24 protein-coding genes are annotated in these 24930 nt (G+C 74.0%); 17 read left to right on the forward strand and 7 right to left on the reverse strand.

From position 1 onward, the window contains the following. Positions 1-12: 12 nt before the first annotated feature. Positions 13-831, reverse strand: a complete 819-nt coding sequence (locus tag ACWIX3_RS20940) for an inositol monophosphatase family protein (protein ID WP_448609275.1) — start codon at positions 829-831, stop codon at positions 13-15. Between the two features lie 58 nt (positions 832-889). On the opposite strand from ACWIX3_RS20940, the gene ppgK reads away from it, so the two are divergent. The 6 genes from ppgK to ACWIX3_RS20970 all read left to right on the forward strand — a co-directional run bounded on the left by ppgK (position 890) and on the right by ACWIX3_RS20970 (position 8381). Further along, positions 890-1633, forward strand: coding sequence for a polyphosphate--glucose phosphotransferase (gene ppgK / locus ACWIX3_RS20945; RefSeq protein WP_448609276.1), 744 nt, complete (start codon positions 890-892; stop codon positions 1631-1633). A 305-nt stretch (positions 1634-1938) separates the two neighbouring features. Beyond that, on the forward strand, positions 1939-3213 hold the full coding sequence (locus ACWIX3_RS20950; RefSeq protein ID WP_448609277.1) for an RNA polymerase sigma factor: 1275 nt from the start codon (positions 1939-1941) through the stop codon (positions 3211-3213). A gap of 195 nt (positions 3214-3408) precedes the next feature. After that, on the forward strand, positions 3409-4137 hold the full coding sequence (locus ACWIX3_RS20955; protein WP_448609278.1) for a hypothetical protein: 729 nt from the start codon (positions 3409-3411) through the stop codon (positions 4135-4137). A gap of 409 nt (positions 4138-4546) precedes the next feature. Beyond that, positions 4547-4771 (forward strand): DUF7455 domain-containing protein, encoded by a 225-nt coding sequence (locus ACWIX3_RS20960; RefSeq protein WP_012949566.1) that lies wholly within the window; start codon positions 4547-4549, stop codon positions 4769-4771. Positions 4772-4914: 143 nt separating this feature from the next. Next, positions 4915-7215: a VanW family protein gene (locus ACWIX3_RS20965; protein WP_448609279.1), complete on the forward strand. Its 2301-nt coding sequence runs from the start codon at positions 4915-4917 to the stop codon at positions 7213-7215. Between the two features lie 107 nt (positions 7216-7322). Beyond that, the gene (locus ACWIX3_RS20970; RefSeq protein ID WP_448609280.1) at positions 7323-8381 is read left to right on the forward strand and encodes a YihY/virulence factor BrkB family protein; all 1059 of its coding nucleotides are present in this window, start codon (positions 7323-7325) and stop codon (positions 8379-8381) included. A 48-nt stretch (positions 8382-8429) separates the two neighbouring features. Here the strand turns inward: ACWIX3_RS20970 and ACWIX3_RS20975 are convergent, their stop codons facing one another. Further along, entirely contained in the window at positions 8430-8657 is a 228-nt protein-coding gene (locus ACWIX3_RS20975; RefSeq protein ID WP_448609281.1) for a DUF3039 domain-containing protein, read from the reverse strand. Positions 8658-8735: 78 nt separating this feature from the next. Between ACWIX3_RS20975 and ACWIX3_RS20980 the strand changes: the two genes are divergently transcribed. Both ACWIX3_RS20980 and ACWIX3_RS20985 read left to right on the forward strand, forming a co-directional pair. After that, positions 8736-9686 (forward strand): pseudouridine-5'-phosphate glycosidase, encoded by a 951-nt coding sequence (locus ACWIX3_RS20980; protein WP_448609282.1) that lies wholly within the window; start codon positions 8736-8738, stop codon positions 9684-9686. Between the two features lie 2 nt (positions 9687-9688). Then, positions 9689-10558 (forward strand): carbohydrate kinase family protein, encoded by an 870-nt coding sequence (locus ACWIX3_RS20985; RefSeq protein WP_448609283.1) that lies wholly within the window; start codon positions 9689-9691, stop codon positions 10556-10558. Positions 10559-10597: 39 nt separating this feature from the next. Here ACWIX3_RS20985 and ACWIX3_RS20990 read toward each other — a convergent pair whose 3' ends face one another. Together ACWIX3_RS20990 and ACWIX3_RS20995 are read right to left on the reverse strand one after the other, a co-directional pair. Further along, positions 10598-10939 carry a DUF3099 domain-containing protein gene (locus ACWIX3_RS20990; protein ID WP_448609284.1) on the reverse strand — a complete coding sequence of 114 codons (342 nt, stop codon included), beginning with the start codon at positions 10937-10939 and terminating at the stop codon, positions 10598-10600. A 158-nt stretch (positions 10940-11097) separates the two neighbouring features. After that, positions 11098-11682 carry an HhH-GPD-type base excision DNA repair protein gene (locus tag ACWIX3_RS20995; protein WP_448609285.1) on the reverse strand — a complete coding sequence of 195 codons (585 nt, stop codon included), beginning with the start codon at positions 11680-11682 and terminating at the stop codon, positions 11098-11100. Between the two features lie 460 nt (positions 11683-12142). On the opposite strand from ACWIX3_RS20995, the gene ACWIX3_RS21000 reads away from it, so the two are divergent. Then, complete coding sequence (locus ACWIX3_RS21000) at positions 12143-12787, forward strand: dihydrofolate reductase family protein (RefSeq protein WP_448609286.1); 645 nt, start codon at positions 12143-12145, stop codon at positions 12785-12787. Between the two features lie 293 nt (positions 12788-13080). Here the strand turns inward: ACWIX3_RS21000 and ACWIX3_RS21005 are convergent, their stop codons facing one another. Beyond that, positions 13081-13974, reverse strand: a complete 894-nt coding sequence (locus ACWIX3_RS21005) for a helix-turn-helix transcriptional regulator (RefSeq protein ID WP_448609287.1) — start codon at positions 13972-13974, stop codon at positions 13081-13083. A 131-nt stretch (positions 13975-14105) separates the two neighbouring features. Between ACWIX3_RS21005 and ACWIX3_RS21010 the strand changes: the two genes are divergently transcribed. From ACWIX3_RS21010 to sigB, 7 genes are all read left to right on the forward strand, one after another. Further along, positions 14106-15128: a zinc-dependent alcohol dehydrogenase family protein gene (locus ACWIX3_RS21010; protein WP_448609288.1), complete on the forward strand. Its 1023-nt coding sequence runs from the start codon at positions 14106-14108 to the stop codon at positions 15126-15128. An 11-nt stretch (positions 15129-15139) separates the two neighbouring features. After that, a complete protein-coding gene (locus ACWIX3_RS21015; RefSeq protein WP_448609289.1) occupies positions 15140-15550 on the forward strand; it encodes a (R)-mandelonitrile lyase in 411 nt (136 codons plus the stop codon). Positions 15551-15593: 43 nt separating this feature from the next. Then, complete coding sequence (locus tag ACWIX3_RS21020; protein ID WP_448609290.1) at positions 15594-16634, forward strand: NAD(P)-dependent alcohol dehydrogenase; 1041 nt, start codon at positions 15594-15596, stop codon at positions 16632-16634. A 148-nt stretch (positions 16635-16782) separates the two neighbouring features. Beyond that, entirely contained in the window at positions 16783-17559 is a 777-nt protein-coding gene (locus ACWIX3_RS21025) for an SDR family oxidoreductase (RefSeq protein WP_448609291.1), read from the forward strand. Positions 17560-17718: 159 nt separating this feature from the next. Further along, the gene (locus tag ACWIX3_RS21030; RefSeq protein WP_448609292.1) at positions 17719-17877 is read left to right on the forward strand and encodes a hypothetical protein; all 159 of its coding nucleotides are present in this window, start codon (positions 17719-17721) and stop codon (positions 17875-17877) included. Between the two features lie 195 nt (positions 17878-18072). Beyond that, positions 18073-18504, forward strand: coding sequence for a D-aminoacyl-tRNA deacylase (gene dtd, locus ACWIX3_RS21035; protein WP_448609293.1), 432 nt, complete (start codon positions 18073-18075; stop codon positions 18502-18504). Between the two features lie 253 nt (positions 18505-18757). Beyond that, positions 18758-19741 carry an RNA polymerase sigma factor SigB gene (sigB, locus tag ACWIX3_RS21040; RefSeq protein WP_446767914.1) on the forward strand — a complete coding sequence of 328 codons (984 nt, stop codon included), beginning with the start codon at positions 18758-18760 and terminating at the stop codon, positions 19739-19741. A 380-nt stretch (positions 19742-20121) separates the two neighbouring features. On the opposite strand, the gene ACWIX3_RS21045 is transcribed toward sigB, so the two are convergent. Both ACWIX3_RS21045 and ACWIX3_RS21050 read right to left on the reverse strand, forming a co-directional pair. Next, positions 20122-22842 carry a bifunctional acetate--CoA ligase family protein/GNAT family N-acetyltransferase gene (locus ACWIX3_RS21045; protein ID WP_448609294.1) on the reverse strand — a complete coding sequence of 907 codons (2721 nt, stop codon included), beginning with the start codon at positions 22840-22842 and terminating at the stop codon, positions 20122-20124. Next, positions 22835-24016: an acetoin utilization protein AcuC gene (locus ACWIX3_RS21050; RefSeq protein WP_448609295.1), complete on the reverse strand. Its 1182-nt coding sequence runs from the start codon at positions 24014-24016 to the stop codon at positions 22835-22837. The genes ACWIX3_RS21045 and ACWIX3_RS21050 overlap by 8 nt, the downstream gene beginning before the upstream one ends. Positions 24017-24157: 141 nt before the next feature. On the opposite strand from ACWIX3_RS21050, the gene ACWIX3_RS21055 reads away from it, so the two are divergent. Further along, positions 24158-24865, forward strand: a complete 708-nt coding sequence (locus ACWIX3_RS21055; RefSeq protein ID WP_448609296.1) for a metal-dependent transcriptional regulator — start codon at positions 24158-24160, stop codon at positions 24863-24865. Positions 24866-24930 lie beyond the last annotated feature (65 nt).

Genomic DNA, 24930 nt, shown 5'->3' on the forward strand with positions numbered 1-24930 from the left:
GGGGACGCTCCATCATGGTGCGACGCGGTGCAGCCGGGCGAGCAGGGCCAGGAAGTCGTCGGCCACCGATCGCGCCACGGCGATCCCCAGCGGCTCCGCGAACGGCCGTCCCGGCAGACCGGTGACGACGAGGCCGGCCTCTGCCGCCACGAGCGCGCCCGCGGCGAAGTCCCAGCGGTTGAGGTGCATCTCGTAGTAGGCGTCCACCCGGCCGGCGGCCACGGTGCACAGGTCCAGGGCGGACGAGCCGTGCCGCCGGATGTCGCGGATCTCCGGTAGCAGCTCGGCGACCACGGCGGCCTGGGCGCGGCGCTGCTCGGCCTGGTAGCCGAAGCCGGTCGCGACCAGCGCCTGCCCCAGCGAGGCCGGCCGGCTGCCGGTCAGCCGCACCGGCTCCGCACCGGGGACGGTCAGGTGCGCGCCGCCGCCCGCGGTCGCCGAGAACAGCTCGCCGGTGGCCGCGTTGAGCACGACCCCCGCCACCGGCTGCCCGTCGACCTCCGCGGCGATCGACACCGCGTAGGCGGGCAAGCCGTAGACGAAGTTGGTCGTGCCGTCGATCGGGTCCACGACCCAGCGCACCCCGCTGCTGCCGGTGCGCTCGCCGCCCTCCTCCCCCAGCAGCCCGTCGTCCGGACGGGCGCCGAGCAGCCGGCTGGTGACCAGCTCCTCGCAGGCCCGGTCCACCGCGGTGACCATGTCCCCCGGGCTGGACTTGACCTCGACGTGCTGGACGGCCGCGGCACGCCCGCGTGCGACCAGGTCCGCGGCCTCGCGCGCGGTGGAGACGGCGAGGTCGAGCAGGTCGGCGGGCTCCGTCGGCGTGGCCATGCGTCGATCCTGCACGAGCCGGTCTGGCGCCCGCCGCCACGATCACTACCCTGACCGCGTGCTCGGGTTCGGCGTGGACATCGGTGGCAGCGGCATCAAGGGGTGCCTGGTCGATCTCGAGAAGGGTGAGCTCGCGGGCGAGCGGCTGCGCATCGAGACCCCGAAGCCCTCACTGCCCGACCCCGTGTACGACGTCGTGGGCCGGATCGTCGAGTCCTTCGGCTGGCAGGGCCGCATCGGCGTCACCTTCCCCGGGGTGCTGAAGAGGGGGGTGGTGCACACCGCGGCCAACGTCGACAAGAGCTGGCTGGGCACGCACCTGGCCGAGGGGCTGGCCTCCCGGATCCCCGGGACCGTGCAGACGCTCAACGACGCCGACGCCGCAGGGTTCGCCGAGATGCGTTACGGCGCCGGCCGCGACAAGCGGGGTGTCGTCCTGATGCTGACGTTCGGCACGGGCATCGGCAGCGCCCTGTTCACCGACGGCGTCCTGGTGCCCAACACCGAGTTCGGGCACATCCAGGTCGACGGGGAGGACGGCGAGCGGCGTGCCTCGGCATCGGCCCGTGAGCGCGAGGACCTCAGCTATCCGGAGTGGGCCAAGCGGGTGGACCGCTATCTCGACGTCCTGGAGGCCGCCGTCTGGCCGGACCTGATCATCGTCGGCGGCGGGGTGAGCAAGAAGGCGCACAAGTGGGTCCCGCTGCTGTCGACCCGCACTCCCGTCGTCCCTGCGGAGCTGCTCAACGACGCGGGCATCGTCGGCGCGGCCCTGGCCGCCGAGGAACGCATTGGGCAGTGACGACCGCGGGCGGCGCCGCCGTCCACCGCCGGGTCACCACGGAGGGTGATAACGCCCATGCGCCCTGGTGTCCTCCCCCAGGTGGGAGGGCACCTGCCTCGGCGAAACGGTGGACCCACCGCAACGCGTCGTTACAATGGAAGAGCCCCGCCCCCGTCGCTCCCAGCGGAGAGGCATCCCCCGCCTGCGCACCGGTCAAACCCGGGCGCCCGTCGGACCCCTCCCGCTCCGGACGCCGGCCGAGGCCGCTGCCCGGGGACCAGACGGCCCCTCGGGGAACGCACCCAGCACGGGAAGGAACCTGAGTGCCCGCCGACCAGCCAGCACCGGCCAAGGCCCCCGCTCGCAAGCGGACGGCCAAGAGCGCGGCGAAGCCCACCGCCGCCACGGGCGCCCGCAAGCCCACGATCGCTCCGTCGCCGGGTGGCGGCGAGGGGGCCGTGCTCACCGCCGTGGCCTCCGACGGCGCCACGGTCGCCGTGGTCGACGCCGGCGGCGAGGGCCTGAAGATCGACGAGACCGTCGTCGCGACCCCTGACGGCGTCGCCGAGACCGACGGCCCCGGTCCCGAGGAGGCCGCCGAGGGCGGCGACTTCGAGTGGGACGACGAGGAGGAGTCCGAGGCCCTCCGTCAGGCCCGCAAGGACGCCGAGCTCACCGCCTCGGCCGACTCCGTCCGCGCCTACCTCAAGCAGATCGGCAAGGTCGCGCTGCTCAACGCCGAGGAGGAGGTCGACCTCGCCAAGCGCATCGAGGCCGGCCTCTACGGCGCCGAGCGGCTGCGCCAGGCCGAGGAGGAGGGCCAGAAGCTCTCCCCGCAGATGCGCCGCGACCTCAACTGGATCGTCCGCGACGGCGAGCGCGCCAAGAACCACCTGCTGGAGGCCAACCTCCGCCTCGTGGTCTCCCTCGCCAAGCGCTACACCGGCCGCGGCATGGCGTTCCTGGACCTGATCCAGGAGGGCAACCTGGGCCTGATCCGCGCTGTCGAGAAGTTCGACTACACCAAGGGCTACAAGTTCTCGACCTACGCGACGTGGTGGATCCGCCAGGCGATCACCCGCGCCATGGCCGACCAGGCCCGCACCATCCGCATCCCGGTGCACATGGTGGAGGTCATCAACAAGCTCGGCCGCATCCAGCGCGAGCTGCTCCAGGACCTCGGGCGCGAGCCCACCCCCGAGGAGCTGGCCAAGGAGATGGACATCACCCCGGACAAGGTGCTGGAGATCCAGCAGTACGCCCGGGAGCCCATCAGCCTCGACCAGACCATCGGCGACGAGGGCGACAGCCAGCTCGGGGACTTCATCGAGGACTCCGAGGCGGTCGTCGCCGTCGACGCGGTGAGTTTCACCCTCATGCAGGACCAGCTGACCAGCGTCCTGCAGACGCTCTCCGAGCGGGAGGCCGGCGTCGTCCGGCTGCGGTTCGGCCTGACCGACGGCCAGCCGCGCACCCTCGACGAGATCGGCCAGGTCTACGGGGTGACCCGTGAGCGGATCCGGCAGATCGAGAGCAAGACCATGTCGAAGCTGCGCCACCCGAGCCGCTCCCAGGTGCTGCGCGACTACCTCGACTGACGGAGGGCCCCTCTGCGCCCAGGCCCGCTCGGCGGGACCCGGGAGCGCACCACGACGGCTCCGACCCGGCAGGGTCGGGGCCGTCGTCGCGTTCCGGGACGACGCCGGCCCGCTCCGTCGGGTCCCCCAGGTCCCACCGGCGTGTCGGCCGGCACCGGTGACCGGAGGAGGACGGGCTCGGAGATGCTCCCGTCCATGATCACGGGGACCACCACCGACCGGTCGGCCGCGGGCGCCGGCGACGGCGCCCGCAGCGGCTCCTGGCAGTCCGCCGTCCTGGTCTACGGGCCGGTGGTCCTCCTCCTCGCCGCGATCACCTGGGTCGTCCGGGACGGGGTGGTCCTCCGCATCGGGGGAGAGGACGTGCTGCTGCGGCTGGCCGACCTGGTCCAGGAGCCGGGCGCGGCCGGTGGGTTGCCGCCCTGGGCCGGGGTGCTGTCCACCCTCGGCGGTGTCCTCATGTGCTCCGCGGGGGCGGTCGCGGTGGTGGCCGGCGCTGCTGCCGGGACGGGGAGCCGGATCGCCGGCTTCCTGGTCGAGGTCGGGCTGCTCACCGCCGTCCTCGGCCTCGACGACCTGCTGCAGCTGCACGAGGCGGTCGTCCCCGGGCTCACCGGCCTGCCCGAGGAGGCGGTGTTCGGGGTGTACGGAGTGGCGGCCACGGTCGTCGTGGCCCGCCACCAGCGGGTCCTCGGTGGCCTGGCGACGGTCCTGCCGGTCGTGGCCGTCGGGCTGCTCGCCGTCTCCGTGGGCCTCGACGTGCTGGACCCGCCGCTGCGCTGGCGGGCGTGGACCGAGGACTCGGTGAAGCTACTGGGCATCGCCGGCTGGTCGACGTCGCTGATCACCTGGGCGCTCGTCGCCGGCCGGGGACGGCACCCGGCCGCGGTCCCGAGGAGCGGGGCCCGGAGGGTCCCCCGATGAGCGACGGATGGGGCTCAGCAGCGGACGGGGACGGCACCCGGCCGCGGTGCGGGCCGGAGGACCGCAGTGTTGCGGCGAGGTCACGATCTCACCCGGATGAGCCCCCTGGCCGGTGTACGCCGTCACGCCCCGGGTAGACGGCGTAGCGTGGAGGCCGTCAAGACAGCAGCGGACCCACCAGCCGGACGACGACCGGCGCACGCGAACGACGAGAACAGCACGACACGACATACCGGCACCACCCAGTGACGTCCCTGCTGACCCCGACCACCTGCACCACTGGCACCGGCCTCACCGTTCCTCGGCGAGTCCAGCGCCGGATCGGGAGGAACGGGAACAGAGGGGGACATCCTGGCGCTGTGCAGGAGGCCGATCCGCAGCCGCGGGTCCGTGCGGTAGAGAGCGAGTGATGACCCAGATGACCCAGACGCTGACGACGACCCCGCCCGCCGACGACCTCGTCGTTCCCTTCCACTGTGACCGCTGTGGCGCACTGGCCAAGGTGCGGGTGGTCCTCGCCAGCGGTAGCGACCTCGTCTTCTGCGGGCACCACGCCCGTGAGTACGAGGGCAAGCTCCGCGACATCGCCGTCGACATCATCGAGACTGACGGCGAACAGCGCCTCAGCCACTGACGGAGGCGCTATCGTCGCTGACAGCGATGAAGCCCTCACCCGACGCCGCCGCCGGCGTCCCGTCCCCACCTGACGGGGACAGGGCGCCGGCGGCTCCGTCGTTCCCGGGATCTCCCGGTCGACGACTACCCGGAGATCCCGCGATGCCCCCGCAGACCCCCGTGCAGCACGCCCAGCAGTCCCCCACCGGGCAGACCCCGGCGCAGCCGGTCCCCGCCGAGTCGGACCACACCGCCCCCATCGCCCCCGAGGGCCTGTCCGACGAGACCCGCCCGGTGCCGCGCGACCGCGGGCCGATCGGCCCCGAGGTGCCCGGTCCCCCGCCCACCGCCGGCACCCCGGCGGTCGAGGCGGAGGACACAGCGGAGGACACAGCGGGGGGCACAGCGGAAGGCGCAGCGGAAGGCGCAGCGGAGGACGCAGCGGAGGACGCAGCGCCGGCCGTCGAGGACCGCGAGACCCAGGACATCCGCTTCGCCCCCGGCGAGGCCCCCGCCCAGCTGCCGCCGCCCGCCGCCGGGGCCGACGCGCACACCGGCGTCCTGCCGCCGGTGGCGGACGGTCCGGAGGGCACCCCCGGCGACGACTCCGACGGCGACGACTCCGACGGCGACGACTCCGACGGACCGGACGACGGCGCGGGCGACGGCACGGGCGACGGCACGGGCGACGGCACGCAACAGCCCCGCCGTCCCTGGTGGCGCCGCCCGGCCGTCGTGACGCCCGTCGCGGCGGCCGGCGTCCTGGCCGCTGCCTACGGGATCGACCTGCTGGCCTCCAGCGGCGACGTCCCCCGCAACACCGTCGTGGCCGGCGTCGACCTCGGCGGCCTCTCCCCCGCCGCCGCCACCGAGCGCCTCCGGACCGAGCTCGCGCCCCGCGTGGTCGCCGACCACGTGGTGCTGGCCGACGACGTGGAGGGCACCCTCTCCCCCGCCACCGCCGGCATCACCCTCGACGTCGAGAGCACCGTCGAGCGGGCCGGCGAGCAGCCGCTCAACCCGTGGACCCGCCTGGTGAGCCTCGTGGACGAGCGGGAGGTCGCCCCCGTCATCACCGGTGAGGACACCGCGCTGGCCGCGCAGATCGACGTCATCGCGGAGCAGGTCGATCGCGCCCCGGTCGACGCGACCATCGCCATCGAGGGGACGACGCCCCGCGTCGCCGCGCCCGTGCCCGGGCGCACCCTCGACCGCGAGGAGGCCGCGGAGGCCGTCACGGCCGCGCTGGCCTCGGGCGGCGACCCGAGCACCCCGATCGAGCTGCCCGTCGACGTGACCGAGGTGTCCGTGGACGCCGCCACGGCGCAGCGCGTGCTCGACGAGACCGTCACCCCGGGCCTGGCCGCGCCCGTGACGGTGACCAGCCAGGACGGCGCCACCTCCGTCGAGGTGCCCGAGACCGCGATCGCCGCCTCGCTGACCTTCACGCCGCAGGAGGATGGCGAGCTGGGGGTCGCGATCGACCCGGCGGCCCTGCAGGAGGCGATGGGCGATGACCTCGGCGAGTTCGGCACGCCCGCCGAGGACGCCCGCTTCGAGCTGTCCGGGGGCAGTGTCCAGATCGTCCCCTCGGTCGACGGCACCGGCGTCGACCCGGCCGCCCTGGCCACGCAGCTGGTGCAGGTGCTGCCGCAGCCCGCGCCGCGCACCGTGACCGCGGAGCTGGGCCCGGTGGCGCCGGAGTTCAGCACCGCCGACGCCGAGGCGCTGGGCATCCGCGAGGAGATCAGCACCTTCACCACGAACTTCACCAGCGCGGCCAGCGGCACCAACATCCGGGTGGCCGCTGCCGAGATCGACGGTGCCCTCGTCCGGCCCGGCGAGACCTTCAGCCTCAACGGCCACACCGGCCCGCGCACCGCCGCGCAGGGCTACGTCGAGGCCGGCGTCATCCAGAACGGCGAGTTCGCGACGGCCATCGGCGGCGGCGTCAGCCAGGTCGCCACGACGATGTTCAACGCGGTCTTCTTCGCCGGCCTCGAGGACGTCCACCACAAGCCGCACAGCTTCTACATCAGCCGCTACCCCGCCGGCCGGGAGGCGACGGTCTACTACGACTCGATCGACCTGAAGTGGCGCAACGACGGCGACACCGGGGTCTACGTCGACACCCAGTGGACGCCCAACTCCCTCACGGTCACCTTCTACGGGACCAAGCGGTACGAGATCGAGTCGGTCAGCAGCAACCGCTACAACTTCCGCGATCCGGTCGTGCAGGAGAAGCCGGACGACGGCGACTGCAGCCCGCAGAAGGGCTCGACCGGCTTCGACATCACCGTCACCCGGGTGTTCAAGGACCCGAGCACCGATGCGGAGCTCAAGCGCGAGGACTTCCGCACCCGCTACGCCGCGGAGCCGGCGGTCCGCTGCCTGCCGGTGCCCGAACCCGCCGACCGGCCGTCGCCGGACGACGACGCCCCGGCTCCGGCCCCGGGCGACTGACCGGCTCGTTCCCCGCACCCGGCCCCGTCGCCCGTCCGGGGGACGGGTCGGGCGCTGCTCCGCCTGGCCAGGGGGTCGGGGCGCCGACCGGCGTGCACACTGGGGCGGTGCGCACCGTCCTGCCCGGGGGTCGACCGGCCGGCGCCGGACACCCCGAGGACGGTGCCGACGACGACGAGCGGCCCGCAGGCGCCACCGCCGTCCCCGGGAGGACGCCGCGCGGACGGCTGGATCACTGGCCCGCGGCGCTCCGGGTCCCGCTGCAGGTGCTCGGGCGCACGATCGCCAAGGCCTGGCAGGACCGCATCCTCGGGTTGTCCGCCGAGGCGGCGTTCTGGCAGATCCTCTCGGTGCCGCCGCTGCTGATCGGTCTGCTCGGCACGCTCGGGTACCTGGGCACCTTCATCGGCGAGGCCACGGTGGCCCAGGTGGAGGCGGAACTGGTCCGCGCGTCGACCGAAGTGCTGACGCCGGACGTCGTCGACAACCTGGTGCAGCCGACGCTGGACGACATCCTGCGCTCGGGGCGGCTGGACCTGGTGAGCGTCGGCTTCCTGCTGTCGCTGTGGGCCGGCTCGTCGGCGACGGCGACGTTCATGAACACCGTCGTGATCGCCTACGACCAGCGGGACGTGCGCGGGCCGATCCGCACCCGGCTGAAGGCGCTGTGGCTGTTCGTCGTCGGCCTGCTGCTGGCGGTGCTCACGCTGCCGCTGCTGGTGCTGGGCCGGGGAGTGCTGGTCTCGCTCCTGCCGGCGGACTGGCAGGGCACCGCGACGGTGCTGGTCAACGCCGTGTACTGGCCGGTGGTGCTGATCGGCCTGCTCCTGGCGCTGACGAGCTTCTACCACGTGGTGCTGCCGCGGCGGCTGCCCTGGCACCGGCACCTGCCGGGGACCGTGCTGGCCGTGGCCTTCTTCGTCGTCGCGGCGCTGGCCACCCGCGCGTACGTGGCCGACATCCTCACCACCACGCTGCCCTACGGGGCGCTGGCGACCCCGATCGCCGTGCTGCTGTTCTGCTTCTTCTTCGGGATGTCGGTGCTGCTGGGCGCCGAGCTCAACGCGACCGTCCAGGCCCGCTGGCCCGCGCCGCTGCGCCGGCACCAGCGCCGCAGCCAGGCCCGCCGGGCCGCCAAGCTGGAGCGCGCCAGGGAACTGCGATGACGTCATCGGCCTCCCGGCCGACACGAAGGTGGGGAGGCCGGGGGCCTCCTACTTGCGCAGCTGCTCGTAAATCTCCTTGCACGCGGGGCACACCGGGCTGCCCGGCTTCGGGCTCTTGGTCACCGGGAAGACCTCGCCGCACAGGGCCTCGACCAGCGTGCCCATGACCGCGCTCTCGGCGATCTTGTTCTTCCGCACGTAGTGGAAGACCTCGTCGGCGTTGCCGGTGTCGCCCTCGCGGACGTCGGGCTTCTCGAGGATGTCGGTGCTGCTCACGCGGTGCTCCCTGGGGTCGGGGACGGTCGCGGGAGCCGCCATCCGGGCGCGGCTCCCCCCGCCCACCATGATGGCAGGGTGCAGCCCGCCTCCCCCGGTACGCCCGCCGTCCCGATCTCTCCGGCACCCGTTCTCTCCCGAGAGGTCGCCGAGGCGCTCGCCGCCGGCCGGCCGGTCGTGGCGCTGGAGAGCACCCTGCTCGCCCACGGGCTGCCCCGGCCGGACAACCGCGCCGCGGCCGACGAGGTGGAGGCGGCCGTGCGCGCCGGCGGGGCGGTCCCGGCCACCGTCGCGGTCCTCGACGGCGCGCCGCACGTCGGCCTGACCGCCGACCAGCTCGACCGGGTCTGCGCCGACCCCGACCTGGCCAAGCTCGCCGTCCGGGACCTGCCCGTGGCGCTGGCGCTGGGACGCAGCGGGGCGACGACGGTCTCGAGCACCGCGCTGCTCGCCGCCGCCGTGGGGATCGGCGTCTTCGCCACCGGCGGCCTCGGCGGGGTGCACCGGGAGGCGGCCGACACCTTCGACGAGTCCGCGGACCTCACCACGCTGTCCCGGACGCCGGTGCTGGTCGTCTGCGCGGGGGTGAAGTCGATCCTCGACGTCCCGGCGACGCTCGAGCGGCTGGAGTCGCTGTCGGTGACCGTCGTCGGCTACCGGACGACGACCTTCCCCGGCTTCTACGTCGCCGACTCCGGCGCGACGGTGGACTGGGCGGTGTCCTCGCCCGAGGAGGCCGCCGCGGTCCTCTGCGCCCGGCGGAGCCTGGCCGCGGGCGGCGTCGTGGTCGCCAACCCGCTGCCGGACGACGAGCAGCTCGACCCCGCCCTGCACGACCGCGTGATCGCCGACGCGCTGGCCGCAGCGGCGCAGGGAGGGGTGCGCGGCAAGGCGGTGACGCCGTTCGTGCTCGACCACCTGCACCGGGCCAGCGATGGCGCCACGCTCGCGGTCAACGTGCGGCTGGTGCTGCGCAACGCGGAGCTCGCCGGCCGGATCGCGGCCGCCCTGCCCGCTCTCCCCTGCTGACCGTGCCGGACGTCGTGGTCGTCGGGGACCTCGCCACCGACGTCGTCGTGCTTCTGGACGGCGGCCCCGCGCCCGGCTCGGACCGGCCCGCGTCGATCCGCAGCCACGGCGGGGGTGCCGGGGCGAACGTCGCGGTGCACCTGGCCCGGCTGGGTACGCCGGTCACCTTCGCCGGCTGCGTGGGGGACGACGCCGCGGGCACCGGCCTGGTCGCGGAGCTGGCCGCCGCGGGGGTGACGCCGGCCGTGCACGTCGTCCCGGGTGCGGCCACCGGGACGATCGTCAGCCTGGTCGAGCCCGGCGGGCAGCGCAGCATGCTGGCCGACCGCGGCGCCAACCTCGCGCTCACGCCCGACGACGTCCCGCCGCCGGGCCGGCACCTGCACCTGTCCGGCTACACCCTCTTCGCCCCCGGCCCGCGCGCGGCAGGACTGGCGGCGCTGGCTGCCGCCGGCGCGGCAGGGGGCACGGTGTCGGTGGACCCCGCCTCGACCGGGCCGTTGGCCGCCTACGGGGTCGAGCGCTGGCTGGCCGACACCGCGGCCGCCACGCTCGTGCTGCCCAACGCGGACGAGGCACGGCTGCTCACCGGCTGCGCCGACCCGGCCGGGGCGGCGCGGGCGCTGGCGGCCCGCCACCCGGTCGCCGTCGTGACGCTGGGCCCCGACGGCGCGCTGTGGGCCTCCGGCGAGCGGCTGGTGCACCGCCCGGCGCACCCGGCGACGGTGGTCGACACGACAGGCGCCGGCGACGCGTTCACCGCCGGGCTGCTGTCGGTGTGGCTGGCCGCCCCGGACGGCGACCCGGGGACGGCACTGGAGGCCGGCCTGGCACGGGCCGCGGCCGTGGTCGCCCGGCCCGGTGCCCGCTGAGGTCCCCCAGCAAGGGCCGGTGAGGGCAGGGGTCCTCCTTCAGTGCTCGATCACCCGGCCGGGACGCGCGGGGTTCTCCAGGATGCGGTCGGGCCGCGGCGGGGCGTAGCGGTTCACGTCGAGCTTCTTCTTCGGCGGACGGTCGTTGGCCATCATGACCGCGATCCACGGGAGCACGGTGCCGAGCGCGGCGAAGATGATCGCCAGCCACAGCGTCTGGTAGAAGACCGCCGCCAGCACCAGGCTGACCGCACGGACCGCCATGGTGATCACGTAGCGCCGTTTCCGGGCGGCGTGCTGCTCGGCCAGGCTCGGTGCTGCCTCGGTGATGAGCACCGGCTCCGGCCGGCGGGGTCGAGCGGGCTGCTGGCTCGAGGCCACGGGCTTCCTCCTCTCCGCCGCCCCCCGGGACGACGGATCCCCCTCTGTGGGCTGCGGCGCCCGGCGTCCCGACGGCGTCCGGGTCCCCGCGCAGCCCGGGGTCTGCCGCCCATCGTGCCACCGGATCGCGGGCCATGCAGGCACCCCGGCGTTGCATCTCAGGAGGTCACGGCCGCCTTCGCCGCCCGCTTGGCCTCCTGCTTGAACGCCCGCACCTCGGCCAGCGACCCGGGCCCGGTGATGTCCGCGACCGACCGCCGGGAACCCTCCTGGCCGTAGTCGCCGGCGGCCTCGCGCCAGCCCGGCGGGGTGACGCCGTACTGCTTGCCGAGGAGCGCGACGAAGATCTTGGCCTTCTGCGGCCCGAAGCCCGGCAGCTGCCCGATGCGCTTGAGCAGGGTGGTCCCGTCGAGGACGTCGGCCCACAGCCGCTCGGCCCGGCCGTCGTAGCGCTCGACCAGCAGCCGGCACACCGCCTGGGTGCGGGCGGCCATCGAGCCCGGATAGCGGTGCACCGCCGGCGGCCCCTGGAACCACGCGGTCACCTGCTCGGCGTCCGCGTCGGCGAGGTCGGCCGCCGAGAGGGTGTCGACGCCCATGCGGTCGGCCAGCAGCCGGGGCCCCGAGAAGGCGCGCTCCATGGGGAACTGCTGGTCCAGCAGCATCCCAAGCAGCAGTGCCAGCGGGTCGCGGCTCAGCAGCTCGTCGGCGGCGGTGTCCTGGGTCAGGCGCAGGGTCGGCACGCTCGCGATCCTGCCGCACCCGCCGGGAGGATGACGTCTGGCCGCTGTGGCGGCTACCGCCAGCCCTGATGGAGCCGCTCGGCTGTGAGAGGTCCGATGCACCGGTGCTGAGCAGTCGGCTCGACCGCGCGGGGGCAGGGTGGGTCCGACCGGGCTGCCGCGGAACGACTCCGGCCCCGCCGACACGGTGGCTGCGATGGCCGCGGACCGGGGCGCACCGCCCGGCCGCGGACGACGGCCACCTCTGCCACGCGGTCCGGCCGAGGTGCAGGCCGGACGGCTGGGCAGTTCCAGCGGCCGACACGGCGTCTTTCCCGCCGCGCAGGCCGCATCCTGAGCTCTCAGCTCGGGCATCGCCGGCCGCAGCCCGGTACCCCCTGCGTACCGCATTCCCGCGCGGCGATGAGTTCCCCCCTTACCGGCGGTCCACCTGTCATCGACCGCGCGAGGAGGAAGCCACGTGGACCAGCTGCTCAGAGTCCAGAACTTCACCGTCTCGAGCGACGGATTCGGAGCGGGTGAGCACCAGAGCCTGGAGAGACCGTTCGGCCACGCCGACCCCGGGGACCTGTTCGCCTGGGCCGGCGCCACGGCGAGCTGGCCCAACCGCACCGATCCCGGCGGCAGCCGCGGGCTCGACGACTACTTCACCCGGGACTTCGCCCGCAACATCGGCGCCGAGATCATGGGCCGCAACAAGTTCGGTCCCCAGCGTGGCCCCTGGGAGGACCACGAGTGGCAGGGCTGGTGGGGTGCCGAGCCGCCGTTCCACACCCCTGTGTTCGTGATGACCCACCATCCGCGCCCGTCGTTCACGCTCTCCGACACCACGTTCCACTTCGTCGGCGCCGACCCGGCCACGGTCCTCGACCAGGCGCGGGAGGCGGCCCAGGGCCGGGACGTCCGACTCGGCGGCGGGGCCACCGTCATCCGGCAGTTCCTCGACGCCGACCTCGTCGACACCATGCACGTAGCGGTCTCACCGGTGGAGCTCGGCTCCGGCGTACGGCTCTGGACCTCACCCGACGAGCTGCTCGACCGCTTCCACCTCGACGTCGTGCCCAGCCCGAGCGGCGTGACGCACCACCTGTTCTGGCGCAAGTGACACAAGAGCCCACGACGGGACGCCGGATGCGGTGGGTGCGGGCGTAGTCGCTCCTGCGTTCAGCTGCTTCGTTGACGCATGCGCTGGTCCAGCAGCATCCCCGGAAGCAGGGCCAGCGGCCCGCGGCCGAGCAGGTCGTCGGCCGCGGGGTCCTGGGTGAGTCGGAGCTCCGGCACCCGGGCAGTGCGCCGCACGATCGCTCAGCGACGACCGCCTCCCGGCGCTGACGGGATGGAGCGGGCAGATCACCGGTCTGGCGCACGATGTGCCCGGTTCCGTCGGCTGGGCGGTACTCAGATGACCCGATCGGCTGCTGGGCCGAGAGGTGGCTGCTCGGCGCTCCCGGTGGCTGCCCAGCTGGCCAGGAGCTTGAGGGCGTCCTCGGACGGGGTCCCGGGCTCGGCGGTGTAGACGGTCATGGAGAGCTTCCCCTGGTCGGCGGTGGCCAGGTCGAAGGTGTGGTAGACGAGCTCCAGCAGACCGACCGCGGGGTGGCGGAACTGCTTGGCCCCGGCGTGGTGGATGCGCACGTTGTGTGCCGCCCAGCGCGTGCGGAACTCCTCGCTCACCGTCGACAGCTCTCCGACGAGCTCGCGCAGGTCCTTGTCGTGCGGGTCGCGGCCGGCCTCGGCGCGCAGCAGTGCGACGGTGACGTTGGCCGCGCCGTCCCAGTCGGTGTGGTAGTCCCGCGCCCGCGGGTCGAGGAACTGGAACCGGGCGATGTTCGCCGGCCGGCGCGGGGTGTCGAACACCGGCGAGTACAGGGCGCGGGCGAGGGTGTTGGCGGCGATGATGTCCATCCGGCCGTTGACCACGAACGCCGCCGAGTCGCTCATCGAGTCGAGCATCCACTGCACCCGCAGGGGCACCTGGACCTTCCCGCGCCGCTGCACGGCTCGGCTGGGCCGGGCGGCGCGGGCGAGGTCGAACAGGTAACGCCGCTCGGCCTCGTCGAGCTGCAGCGCCCGGGCCACGGCCTCCAGGACGTCCTCGGAGACGCCGGCGATGTGGCCCTTCTCCAGCCGGGTGTACCAGTCGGTGCTCACCCCGGCCAGGACGGCGACCTCTTCCCGGCGCAGGCCGGTCACCCGCCGCCGACCGCCACCGGGCAGCAACCCGGCCTGCTCGGGGGTGATCCGGGCCCGCCGGGTGGTGAGGAAGTCGCGGATGTCGGAACGGTTGTCCACCGGATCGACGGTACGGCGATGCGCCGGTGCAGAGAGGTCGTGGTTCTACCCCCCACAAACCCGACCCCCCGCGCGCGCCGCGGGCAGGGTTCCCTGGAGTGGTCAGCCCAGCCACCCAGAAGGGACACCCCATGCGAGGAGTCGTTCTCCACGCCCCCGGCGACGTCCGGGTCGAGGACCGCCCGGCGCCGAGGATCGAGAAGCCGACCGACGCGGTCATCCGGCTGGCCGCCGCCTGCGTGTGCGGCTCGGACCTGTGGCCCTACCGGGGCATCGAGCAGGTCGACGGGCCCGCGCCCATGGGGCACGAGTACGTCGGGATCGTCGAAGAGGTGGGCAGCGAGGTCCGCACGATCCGGCCCGGCCAGTTCGTCGTCGGCTCGTTCTTCGCCTCCGACAACACCTGCGAGATCTGCCTGGCCGGCTACCAGTCCCGCTGCGTGCACGCCGAGCTGGTGGGCGCCATCGGCACCCAGGCGGAGTACGCCCGCATCCCGCTGGCCGACGGCACCCTGGTCGCCACCCCGGACATCCCCTCCGACGACCTGGTGCCGAGCCTGCTGGCCGCCTCCGACGTGCTGGGCACCGGCTGGTTCGCCGCCGTCGCCGCCGAGGCCGGTCCGGGCAGGACCGTCGCCGTCGTCGGGGACGGCGCGGTCGGCCTGCTCGGCGTGCTGGCCGCCCAGCAGCTCGGCGCCGAGCGGATCATCGCCTTCAGCCGGCACGAGTCCCGCCAGCAGCTCGCCCGGGAGTTCGGCGCCACCGACATCGTCACCACCCGGGGCGACGAGGGGGTGGCCGAGGTCAAGACGCTCACGAACGGGCTCGGTGCGCACTCGGTGATCGAGGCCGTGGGCACCCAGGAGTCAATGATGCAGGCGATCCGGGCGACCCGCCCCGGCGGGCACGTCGGCTACGTCGGCGTCTCCCACGACGTGCAGCTGCCCGGTGAGGAGCTCTTCTTCTCGGGCGTCCACCTGCACGGCGGGCCCGCCCCGGTGCGCCGGTTCCTGCCCGAGCTGATCGACCTGATCTGGAGCCGGGCCATCGACCCGGGCAAGGTCTTCGACCTCGAGCTCCCGCTGGAGCAGGCCGCGGAGGGCTACCGGGCCATGGACGAGCGCCGCTCGATCAAGACGCTGCTGCGTCCCTGAGGACGACCGCCGTGCAGATCACCCGCAGCTCGGTCGACACCGTCAAGGGTCCGGCCGAGTGGTTCACCGGCGACGTCTACATCGACGCCGTCGCCGCCGCGCCGACACCGTCCCGGCTCAGCGCCAACCTGGTGCACTTCATGCCCGGCGCGCGCACCCACTGGCACCGCCACCCGCTGAGCCAGACCGTGTTCGTCACCGAGGGCGTCGGCCTGTGCCAGCGGCGGGGCGGCCCGATCGAGGTCGTCCGGCCCGGCGACCGCGTGCTGTTCGAGGCCGACGAGGAGCACTGGCACGGCGCCGCGCCGAACCGGCTCATGGTCCACCTGGCCATCAACGAGGCCGACGCCGACCACGCCGTCGTGCACTGGTCGACCCCCGTCACCGACGAGGAGTACGGCGCCGCGCCGACCGTCGACTGACGCCCGTCCCACCTGATCACCGCAACCCACGAGGAGCACCACCGTGCAGGTCAACGCCTACGCCGCCCCCGCAGCCGCCGAGCCGCTCGTCCCGATCGTCATCGAGCGCCGGGACGTAGGCCCGGACGACGTGCTGATCGAGGTCACGCACGCCGGCATCTGCCACTCCGACATCCACACCGTCCGCGGCGAGTGGGGCCCGCAGCCGTACCCGCTGGTGCCCGGGCACGAGATCGTCGGCGTCGTCGCCGAGGTCGGGTCCGCCGTCACCCGGCACCGGGTCGGTGACCGGGTCGGGGTCGGCTGCATGGTCAACTCCTGCCGCGAGTGCGCCAACTGCCGCAACGGGAACGAGCAGTACTGCCGGGGCGGCATGGTCGCCACCTACGCCGGGGTCGACCGGGACGGCACCACCACCCAGGGCGGCTACTCGACCCATGTCGTGGTCGACGCCGACTTCGCCCTCCGGGTGCCCGAGGGCATCGACTCGGCGGCCGCCGCGCCGCTGCTGTGCGCCGGCATCACCACGTACTCCCCGCTGCGCCGCTGGGGCGCCGGGCCCGGCAAGCAGGTCGCGGTCGTCGGCCTCGGCGGGCTGGGGCACATGGCGGTCAAGCTCGCGCACGCGATGGGCGCCGAGGTCACCGTGCTGTCCCAGTCGCTGAAGAAGCAGGAGGACGGCCTGCGGCTCGGCGCCGACCACTACGCCGCCACCAGCGACCCGGACACGTTCGCGCAGCTGGCCGGCCGGTTCGACCTGATCGTCAACACCGTCAGCGCCTCGATCGACGTGGACGCGTACCTGTCGCTGCTGGGCGTGGACGGGGCGCTGGTCAACGTCGGGGCACCGGCCGAGCCGCTGAGCCTCAACGTCATGTCGCTGATCGGCGGCCGGCGCACCTACGCCGGCTCCATGATCGGCGGCCTGGCGGAGACCCAGGAGATGCTCGACTTCTGCGCCGAGCACGGCATCGGCGCCGAGGTCGAGGTCATCGCCGCCGACCAGGTCAACGAGGCCTACGAGCGGGTGCTCGCCTCCGACGTCCGCTACCGGTTCGTCATCGACACCGGCACTCTGCGCTGACGCCCGGCCCCGCCCGGCCACGTCCCTCCGGCCGGGCGGGGCCGCTGCGCGACGTCGGCCGAGGGAGCGGTCCCCGGCACCGACGACCGGCGACGTGCCGTCGCCGCCCGCCACGGACAGCTCACCGACGAACGAGGAGAAGCCCAGGATGACGCACGCAGTTGGTTCCCGGTTCACCGGCAAGGTCGCCTTCGTCACCGGTGCCGGCAGCGGCATCGGCCGGGCGACCGCGCTGGCCTTCGCCGCCGAGGACGCCGCCGTCGCCGTCGCCGGCATCCCGGCGGACGACGTCCGCGAGACCGCCCGGTTGATCGAGGAGCAGGGCGGTCGTGCCCTCGCACTGACCTGTGACGTCACGAGCGACAGCGACGTGCAGGCCGCGCTGGCCGACACCGTCGAGACGTTCGGCCGGCTGGACATCGCGTTCAACAACGCCGGGGTGGAGCAGTCGCACACCCCGCTCGCGGACCTGACCACCGAGGAATGGCACCGGATCATCGACGTCGACCTCACCGGGGTCTTCTCGTGCATGAGGCACGAGATCCCGCTGATGCAGGTCGCCGGCGGCGGCGCCATCGTGAACACTTCCTCCGGCGCCGGCGTCATCGGCATCGCCGAACAGGCCGGCTACGCCGCCGCCAAGTGGGGCGTGATCGGCCTGACCAAGTCCGCCGCCCTGGAGTACGCCGACGCCGGCATCCGCATCAACGCCATCTGCCCCGGCATCATCGACACGGCCATGATCGGCCGGGTCTCCAGCGGCATCCCCGACGGCCGCGCGGCCATGATCAGCCAGGAGCCGATCGGCCGGATGGGCCGACCGGAGGAGATCGCCTCGGCCGTGCTGTGGCTGTGCTCGGACCTCGGCGGCTTCACCGTCGGCCACGCCCTGGTCGTCGACGGCGGCCAGACCGCAGGTCGCTGACGGCGCTGCACCTGCTCCCCGCCCCGGTGACCAGGTCATCGCGAGCGGGCAGGCCTGCCACCGCCGCCATCGTCCGGGACACGGAGCTGACCGAGTCCACCGGCGGCCCGGTCGGCCCGGCATGTCGCCCGTGTCGAGCGGGCCTCCCCGATCCCGCCGATGGGGCGCGAGGGCATCCACGTCGGGCAGCTGATCATCCCCGGCGCGATCACCCCCGGACACCCCGGCACCGACCCCGCTGTGCTCGCCGACACGCTCTGGTCGACGCACACCCGGCGGAGCGGGTTCCGCACCTTCGCCGACGACCTCGACGCCTGAGCGCGACCGGATCGTCGCTCAGCGGCCCGAGCCCGCGTCTGCCGTGGGGGTGGAGGCAGGCGGTCCGTGGGGCCGGCGATGTGCACCTCGGGACCGCCGGGGTGCTCGCCACCGCGGCGCTGCACGCCGGCCGCGACGTCCTCCGGCCCAGAGGGTCGGCACGCCCGCCGATCCGGCCGGCCGGAGGATGGCCGGGTGCGCGCGGTGGTGAGCAGGGTCGCGACGGCGGCGGTGACGGTGGACGGCGCGGTCGTCGGGGAGATCGGCCGCGGACTGCTGGCGCTGGTCGGGGTGGGTCGCGAGGACGACGCGGAGCGGGCCCGGGCGCTGGCGCGCAAGGTGCACGAGCTGCGGGTGTTCCCCACCGGGGACGGCGCCCGGTCGGTGGGCGACCTCGGCCTGCCGGTGCTCGTCGTGAGCCAGTTCACGCTCTACGCCGACACGCGGAAGGGCCGCCGTCCCTCCTGGGCCGACGCCGCTCCCGGCGAGGTGGCCGAGCCGCTGGTCGAGGAGGTGGTCGCCGAGCTGCGCCGTCGCGGCAGCGCGGTGGCGTCGGGGGTGTTCGGGGCCAGCATGCTCGTGTCGTCGGTCAACGAGGGGCCGATGACCTTGCTGCTGGAGGTCTGACCGGCGTCCGGGCGGGGTATGGGGACGTGACACGACACACGCCCTGTGCGTTTGCTGTGAAACGGGCATCCGTGGAACACCGGACCCCATCGGGGCCGTTGGACAGGGCGTACCACAGGGACACACAGAGCGGGGGCTCACCGGCTGACCAGAGCCGGCCGAGCGGCCCCACCCCCCGACGCCCCGGGGTGCACCGTCGCCATCGACGACCGACGGTGTGCATCCGATCCGAAGGCAAGGACGAAGACAGATCGTGACGCTGCTGCAGTCTTCCACCACCGACACCCTCGAGGTCCGCTCGCCCCGCCGCGAGCCGGACACCAGCGGCCTGGTGTCGACCGACCTGGTCCGGGTGTACCTCAACACCATCGGCAAGACCGCGCTGCTGACCGCCGAGCAGGAGGTCGAGCTCTCCAAGCGGATCGAGGCCGGGCTCTACGCCGAGCGCCTGCTGGCCGAGCGGCAGCTGACCCCTGCCCTGCAGCGGGACTACAAGGCGCTGGCCGCCGACGGCAAGGCCGCCAAGCGGCACCTGCTGGAGGCCAACCTGCGCCTGGTCGTCTCGGTGGCCAAGCGCTACACCGGCCACGGCATGACGTTCCTGGACCTGATCCAGGAGGGCAACGTCGGCCTCATCCGGGCGGTCGAGAAGTTCGACTACACCAAGGGCTTCAAGTTCTCGACGTACGCGACGTGGTGGATCCGGCAGGCCATCACCCGCGCGATGGCCGACTCCGGCCGCACCATCCGGCTGCCCGTGCACCTCGCCGAGCAGGTCAACAAGGTGGTGCGCACCCGGCGCCGGATCCACCAGGAGCTCGAGCGCGAGCCCACCGCCGAGGAGCTGGGCCTCGAACTCGACATGACCCCGGAGCGGATCACCGAGCTGCTGGAGTACTCCCGCGACCTCGTGTCGCTGGACCAGACCGTCGGTGCCGACGAGGAGTCCCGCCTCGGTGACTTCATCGAGGACGCCGACGCCGCGGTCGCCGAGGACGCCGTGGCCTTCCAGATGATGAAGGGCGACGTGCGCAACGTGCTCTCCACGCTGGAGGAGCGAGAGCGCGACGTGGTCGTGCTGCGCTTCGGCCTCGACGGCGGCCAGCCCCGGACGTTGGAGCAGATCGGCAAGCAGTTCGGTCTCTCCCGCGAGCGGGTCCGCCAGATCGAGCGCGAGACGATGGCCAAGCTGCGCGACCCGCAGCGCGCCGACGCCCTGCGCGACTACCTCGCCTGATCGAGGGCCCCTCTGCCCCCACCCTGCGCGAGCCCGGGGCGGGACCCGGGACGGGGCCGCACCGAGAGCCGGTCACCACGTGGTGACCGGCTCTCGGCGTCTCCGCCCGACGGACCGTGCGCCGCACCGTGACCGGGGCGCACGACGGCGGGACCCCGGAACGGCACCGCCCGCCCGCGGGAGACGCAGTGGCCTCCGAGTCTCCGGACACGCTCCTCGGCACCTACTGGGCCTGCGGCGACCTCGACCAGCTGCGCGCGACCGCATCCGCGCCGGCGCGCGCGAGGTGCTCGCCCCGTTCGCCGGCCCCGACGGCCGGATCGCCGCCCCGCTGCGCGGCCACCTCCTCGCGGCCCGCGCCGGGGAGGGGTGACCCCGGCTCAGACCCCGGGGGTGCGCATGCGGCGGGGGCCGGGTTCGACGCGCGCGGTCGGCGGACCGACCTGGGCGGTGGCTCCGGCCACGACCAGTGACCGCCCGCCGTGCCAGGGGTTGGGCGGGCCGACGATCACCGGCTCCAGCGCCAGCTGCAGCACCTCGGGCAGGTCGTCGGCGAGCCGGGCGACCCGCAGCAGCAGGTTCTCCAGCGCCGAGACGTCGACCGGTTCAGAGCCGCGGTACCCGTTCAGCAGCGGCCACGCCCGCGGTGCACGCACCAGCTCCGCGGCGTCCAGGTCGGTCAGCGGCAGCGTCCGGTAGGCGCGGTCGCCCAGCAGGTCGGTGGCCACCCCTCCGAGGCCGAAACTGACGAGCGCGCCGAAGGACGGATCGTCGACGATCTCGACGACCGTGGCCACCCCGGGCGCGGCCATCTCCTGCACCACCACCGGGTCGCCGGACGGGATGGCGGCGAACGCCCCACGCACCGCGTCGGCGTCGGCCAGGTCCAGCCGCACCCCGCCGAGGTCGGACCGGTGCCGCAGCCACGGGGCGGTCGACTTGAGGACCACCGGGTAGCCGACCTCCTCGGCCGCTGCGACCGCCGCTTCGGCGTCGGTGACGGTGCGGGTGCCCAGCAGGGGGATGCCGTAGGCGGCGAGCAGCGCGATGAGCTCCTCGTCGGTGAGCGCCCGCCCAGCGGGTGCCGAGGCGAGCGCCGGCAGGACGACGTCCCGCCCGGCCCGCTCGTCGATCCCCTCGAGCTCGGGCACCTCGCCGACCGGACGGCGCCGCCAGGCGGCGTACTGCGCCACCTTGGCCAGGGCGATCACCGCGCGCTCCGGGGTGGAGAAGGAGGGGACCGAGCCGCGCGCCGGCGTCCCGTCCTCCCCGGGGACGGCCGTCTCGGCCGGGATGCCCTCCGCGGAGAGGAACGTCGCCACGATGGGCTTCTCCGCCCCGGCGGCGACCTCGCGCAGCGCGCGGCCGTAGGCGGCGGAGCCACGGCTCAGCGGCGGCAGGAACACCGCGACGACGGCGTCGACGCCCTCGTCGTCGACCGCCTCCTGCAGCGCGACCCGGAACTCCTCGGCGGTCCCGGCGGCACCGATGTCGGTGGGCGCCTCGTGGGCCAACTCCAGCCCGTACTCGAGGACGGCGTCGCTGACCAGCACGCCCATCGCGGTGGAGTTGCCGACGACCGCGACCCGGTCGCCGGCCGGCAGCGGCTGGTGGGCCAGCAACGTGCCGACGTCGAACAGCTGCGCCAGGGTCTCCACCCGGATGACCCCGGCGGAGGCGAACAGCGCGGCCACCGACTCCTCGGGCACCGCCACCGAGGTGCCGGCCAGCCCCTCGGTCATCCGCACGTGCCGGCCGCTCTTCATCGCGACCACCGGCTTGGTGCGGCCGACGCGGCGGGCCAGCCGGGCGAACTTGCGGGGGTTGCCGAAGCTCTCCAGGTGCAGCAGCACCACCTCGGTCCCGGGGTCGGTGACCCAGTACTGCAGCAGGTCGTTGCCGCTGACGTCGGCGCGGTTCCCGGCCGAGACGAAGCTGGACAGGCCGATGTTGCGGGTGCGCGCCTGTTCCAGCAGCGCTGAGCCGAGCGCGCCGGACTGCGCGAAGAAGCCGACCCGCCCGCGGCCGGGCACCCGCGGCGCCAGGCTGGCGTTGAGCCGCACCGCCGGGTCGGTGTTGACGATGCCCAGGCAGTTCGGCCCGACCACCCGCATGCCCGAGGCGCGTGCCGCGGCGACCAGCTGCCGCTCGCGCACCCGTCCCTCCGGGCCGGACTCACCGAAGCCGCCGGAGATGACCACCAGCCCGCGGACCCGCTTGCGCCGGCACGCCTCGACGACGCCGGCCACCTCGTCGGCGGGGACCGCGAGGACGGCGAGATCGACGTCGTCGGGGATGTCCTCGATGCCGGCGTAGGCCGGCACCCCCCGCACGTGCCGGGTGCCGGGGTTGACCGGGTAGACCGGCCCCTCGAAACCGAGGTCGAGCAGGTGCCGCAGGACGGCGTTGCCGATCTTGCCCTCGTCGTTGCTCGCTCCCACAACGGCGACCGACGACGGCGTGAGCAGCCGCGCGATCGACCGGGACTCGCTGCGCTGCTCCCGCTCGTAGGCCACCTGCAGGGCGGTCTCGGTGGGCGCGATCGGGAAGGTGAGGTGGACGACCCCCTCCTCGTAGGACCGGGTCGGGGTGTACCCGGCGTCGAGGAAGACCCGGACCATCCGGTTGTTCTGCGCCAGCACCTCGGCGACGAAGTTCTTGATACCCCGCTCCCGGGCCGCCGCGGCCAGGTGCTCGAGCAGCACCGAGCCCAGCCCGCGGCCCTGGTGCGCGTCCTCGATCAGGAAGGCCACCTCGGCGTCGTCGGTACCCGGGTAGCGGTCGTAGCGGCCGACACCGATCACCTGGTCGCCGAGCACCAGGACGAAGGCGACCCGGGTGTCGTGGTCGACGTGGGTGAAGCGGTGCAGGTCCTTGTCCGACAGCCGCTTCATCGGCCCGAAAAACCGGTAGTAGCGGGTCTGGTCGGAGCTGCGGTCCATCAGCCCGACCAGACCCTCGGTGTCCTCGGGACAGATCGGGCGCAGGTGCACCGTGCCGCCGTCGGCGGCGATGATGTCGGCCTCCCAGTGCGCGGGTGGCTGGGGCGGCGGGCTGTCGTCCGGGAGCGCCGACGGCGTCTGGGTGCTCTGCTCAGTCACGGGGGTCGTCCGGGTCGAGGCCGAAGTAGGGGAACGAGGCGGTGCGGGTGCGGGCGATGGCCCGGTCGACGCGGGACTCGGTGAACGGGTCCCAGTGCGCGAAGCCGGTGTAGCCGCCCTCGGTCATGTGCGTGGGCGGCCGGGCGCGCAGGCCGCGACGCACCACGTCCTCGCGCCAGGACTCGGGGATCTCGGTCGCCGGGTCGAGCCGGGCGTCGGCGGCCTCGGCGATGAGGTGCGTCCAGGCCCGCGGCACGCAGCGGACCAGGCCGTAGCCGCCGCCGCCGAGGGCGATCCAGCGGCCGTCGCAGATCTCGTGGGCCAGGTCGTGGACGGCGCGGTAGCTGGCCCGCTGCCCGTCGATGGTCAGGCTGAGGTCGGCCAACGGGTCCTCGTGGTGGGCGTCGCACCCGCACTGGGTCACCAGGATCTCCGGCCGGAACGCCCTCAGCACGCTGGGCACGACGGCGTGGAAGGCCCGCAGCCAGCCCGAGTCGTCGGTGCCGTTGGGCAGCGCCAGGTTGACCGCGCTGCCCAGCGCCCGGTCGGGGTCCCCGGTCTCCTCGGGGAACCCCGTACCGGGGAAGAGGGTCAGCGGCGTCTGGTGGATGCTCACGGTCAGCACCCGCGGGTCGTCGTAGAAGACGGCCTGGACGCCGTCGCCGTGGTGGACGTCGAGGTCGAGGTAGGCGATCCGCTCGTGCCCCTGGTCGAGCAGCCACCGGATGGCGACCGCGGCGTCGTTGAAGACGCAGAAGCCCGAGGCGCGGTCGCGCATCGCGTGGTGCAGCCCGCCGGAGATGTTGACCGCGTGCTGCGCCCGGCCGCTGTGCACCTGCTCGGCGGCGAGCACGCTGCCACCGGTGATCAGTGCCGCGGCGTCGTACATGCCCTCGAAGACCGGGTTGTCCGCCGTGCCCAGGCCGTGCCCGACACCGGGGTCGGTCGGGGCGCGCTTCACCGCGTCCAGGTAGGCCGGGTCGTGCACCCGGGTGAGCAGGTCGACGTCGGCCGGGGTGGGCCGCAGCACCTGCAGCCGGTCGGTGGCCAGGACGCCGAGGCCGTCGGCCAGCCGCATCGTGAGGTCCAGCCGGACCGGGTGCAGCGGGTGGTCCCCGCCCATCGTGTAGCCGAGCAGCGCGTCGTCCCAGACGACCGCGACCGAGTCACTCACGGGACACTCCTCGACGACGACGGCGATGTCCCCGGCGACGCTACCGCCGGCAGCGCAGCAGCGTCCCGACGCCGGTGCCGCCGCGTGCACGGGCAGGTGCGCCCTCCCCCCGTACCATCAGGGACGACACGGAGGAGAGCTGTGAACGACCTCATCGACACCACCGAGATGTACCTCCGGACGATCTTCGAGCTGGAGGAGGAGGGGATCGTCCCTCTCCGCGCCCGCATCGCCGAACGGCTCCACCAGAGCGGTCCGACGGTGAGCCAGACGGTCGCCCGGATGGAGCGCGACGGCCTGCTGACCGTCGAGGGCGACCGGCACCTGCAGCTGTCCGAGTCCGGGCGGCAGCTGGCGACCGCGGTGATGCGCAAGCACCGGCTCGCGGAGTGCCTGCTGGTCGACGTCATCGGGCTGGACTACGCCGACGTCCACGAGGAGGCGTGCCGCTGGGAGCACGTCATGAGCGAGGCCGTCGAGCGCAAGCTGCTCACCCTGCTCGGCAACCCGACGGTGTCCCCGTTCGGCAACCCGATCCCCGGCCTCGACGCCCTCGGCGGCGAGACCTCCGCGGTGCTCGACTCCCTGACGCTGCTGTCCACCACGGCCACCCCCGAGGGGCGCCGGGTGGAGATCAAGCGGATCAGCGAGCAGCTGCAGGAGGACAACGAGCTCCTGCGCCAGCTCGCCGCCCAGGGCCTGCGCCCCGGCATGACCGCCGTGGCCCAGCTGACCGCCGGCTCGGTCAGCCTCGACGGCAACGTGCTGCCGATGGGCGTGGCCCAGCACGTGTTCGTCAGCGCCCTCGACGAGGAGCTCACCCCGGCCGAGGCGGCTCCCCGCCTCTGAGGGAGGACCCCGTCCTCCTCACCGCGCGCAGGCTCGCGGCGAGCCTCTGGACGGGGCCGCCCCGG

This window comes from Geodermatophilus sp. URMC 60, assembly GCF_053502585.1.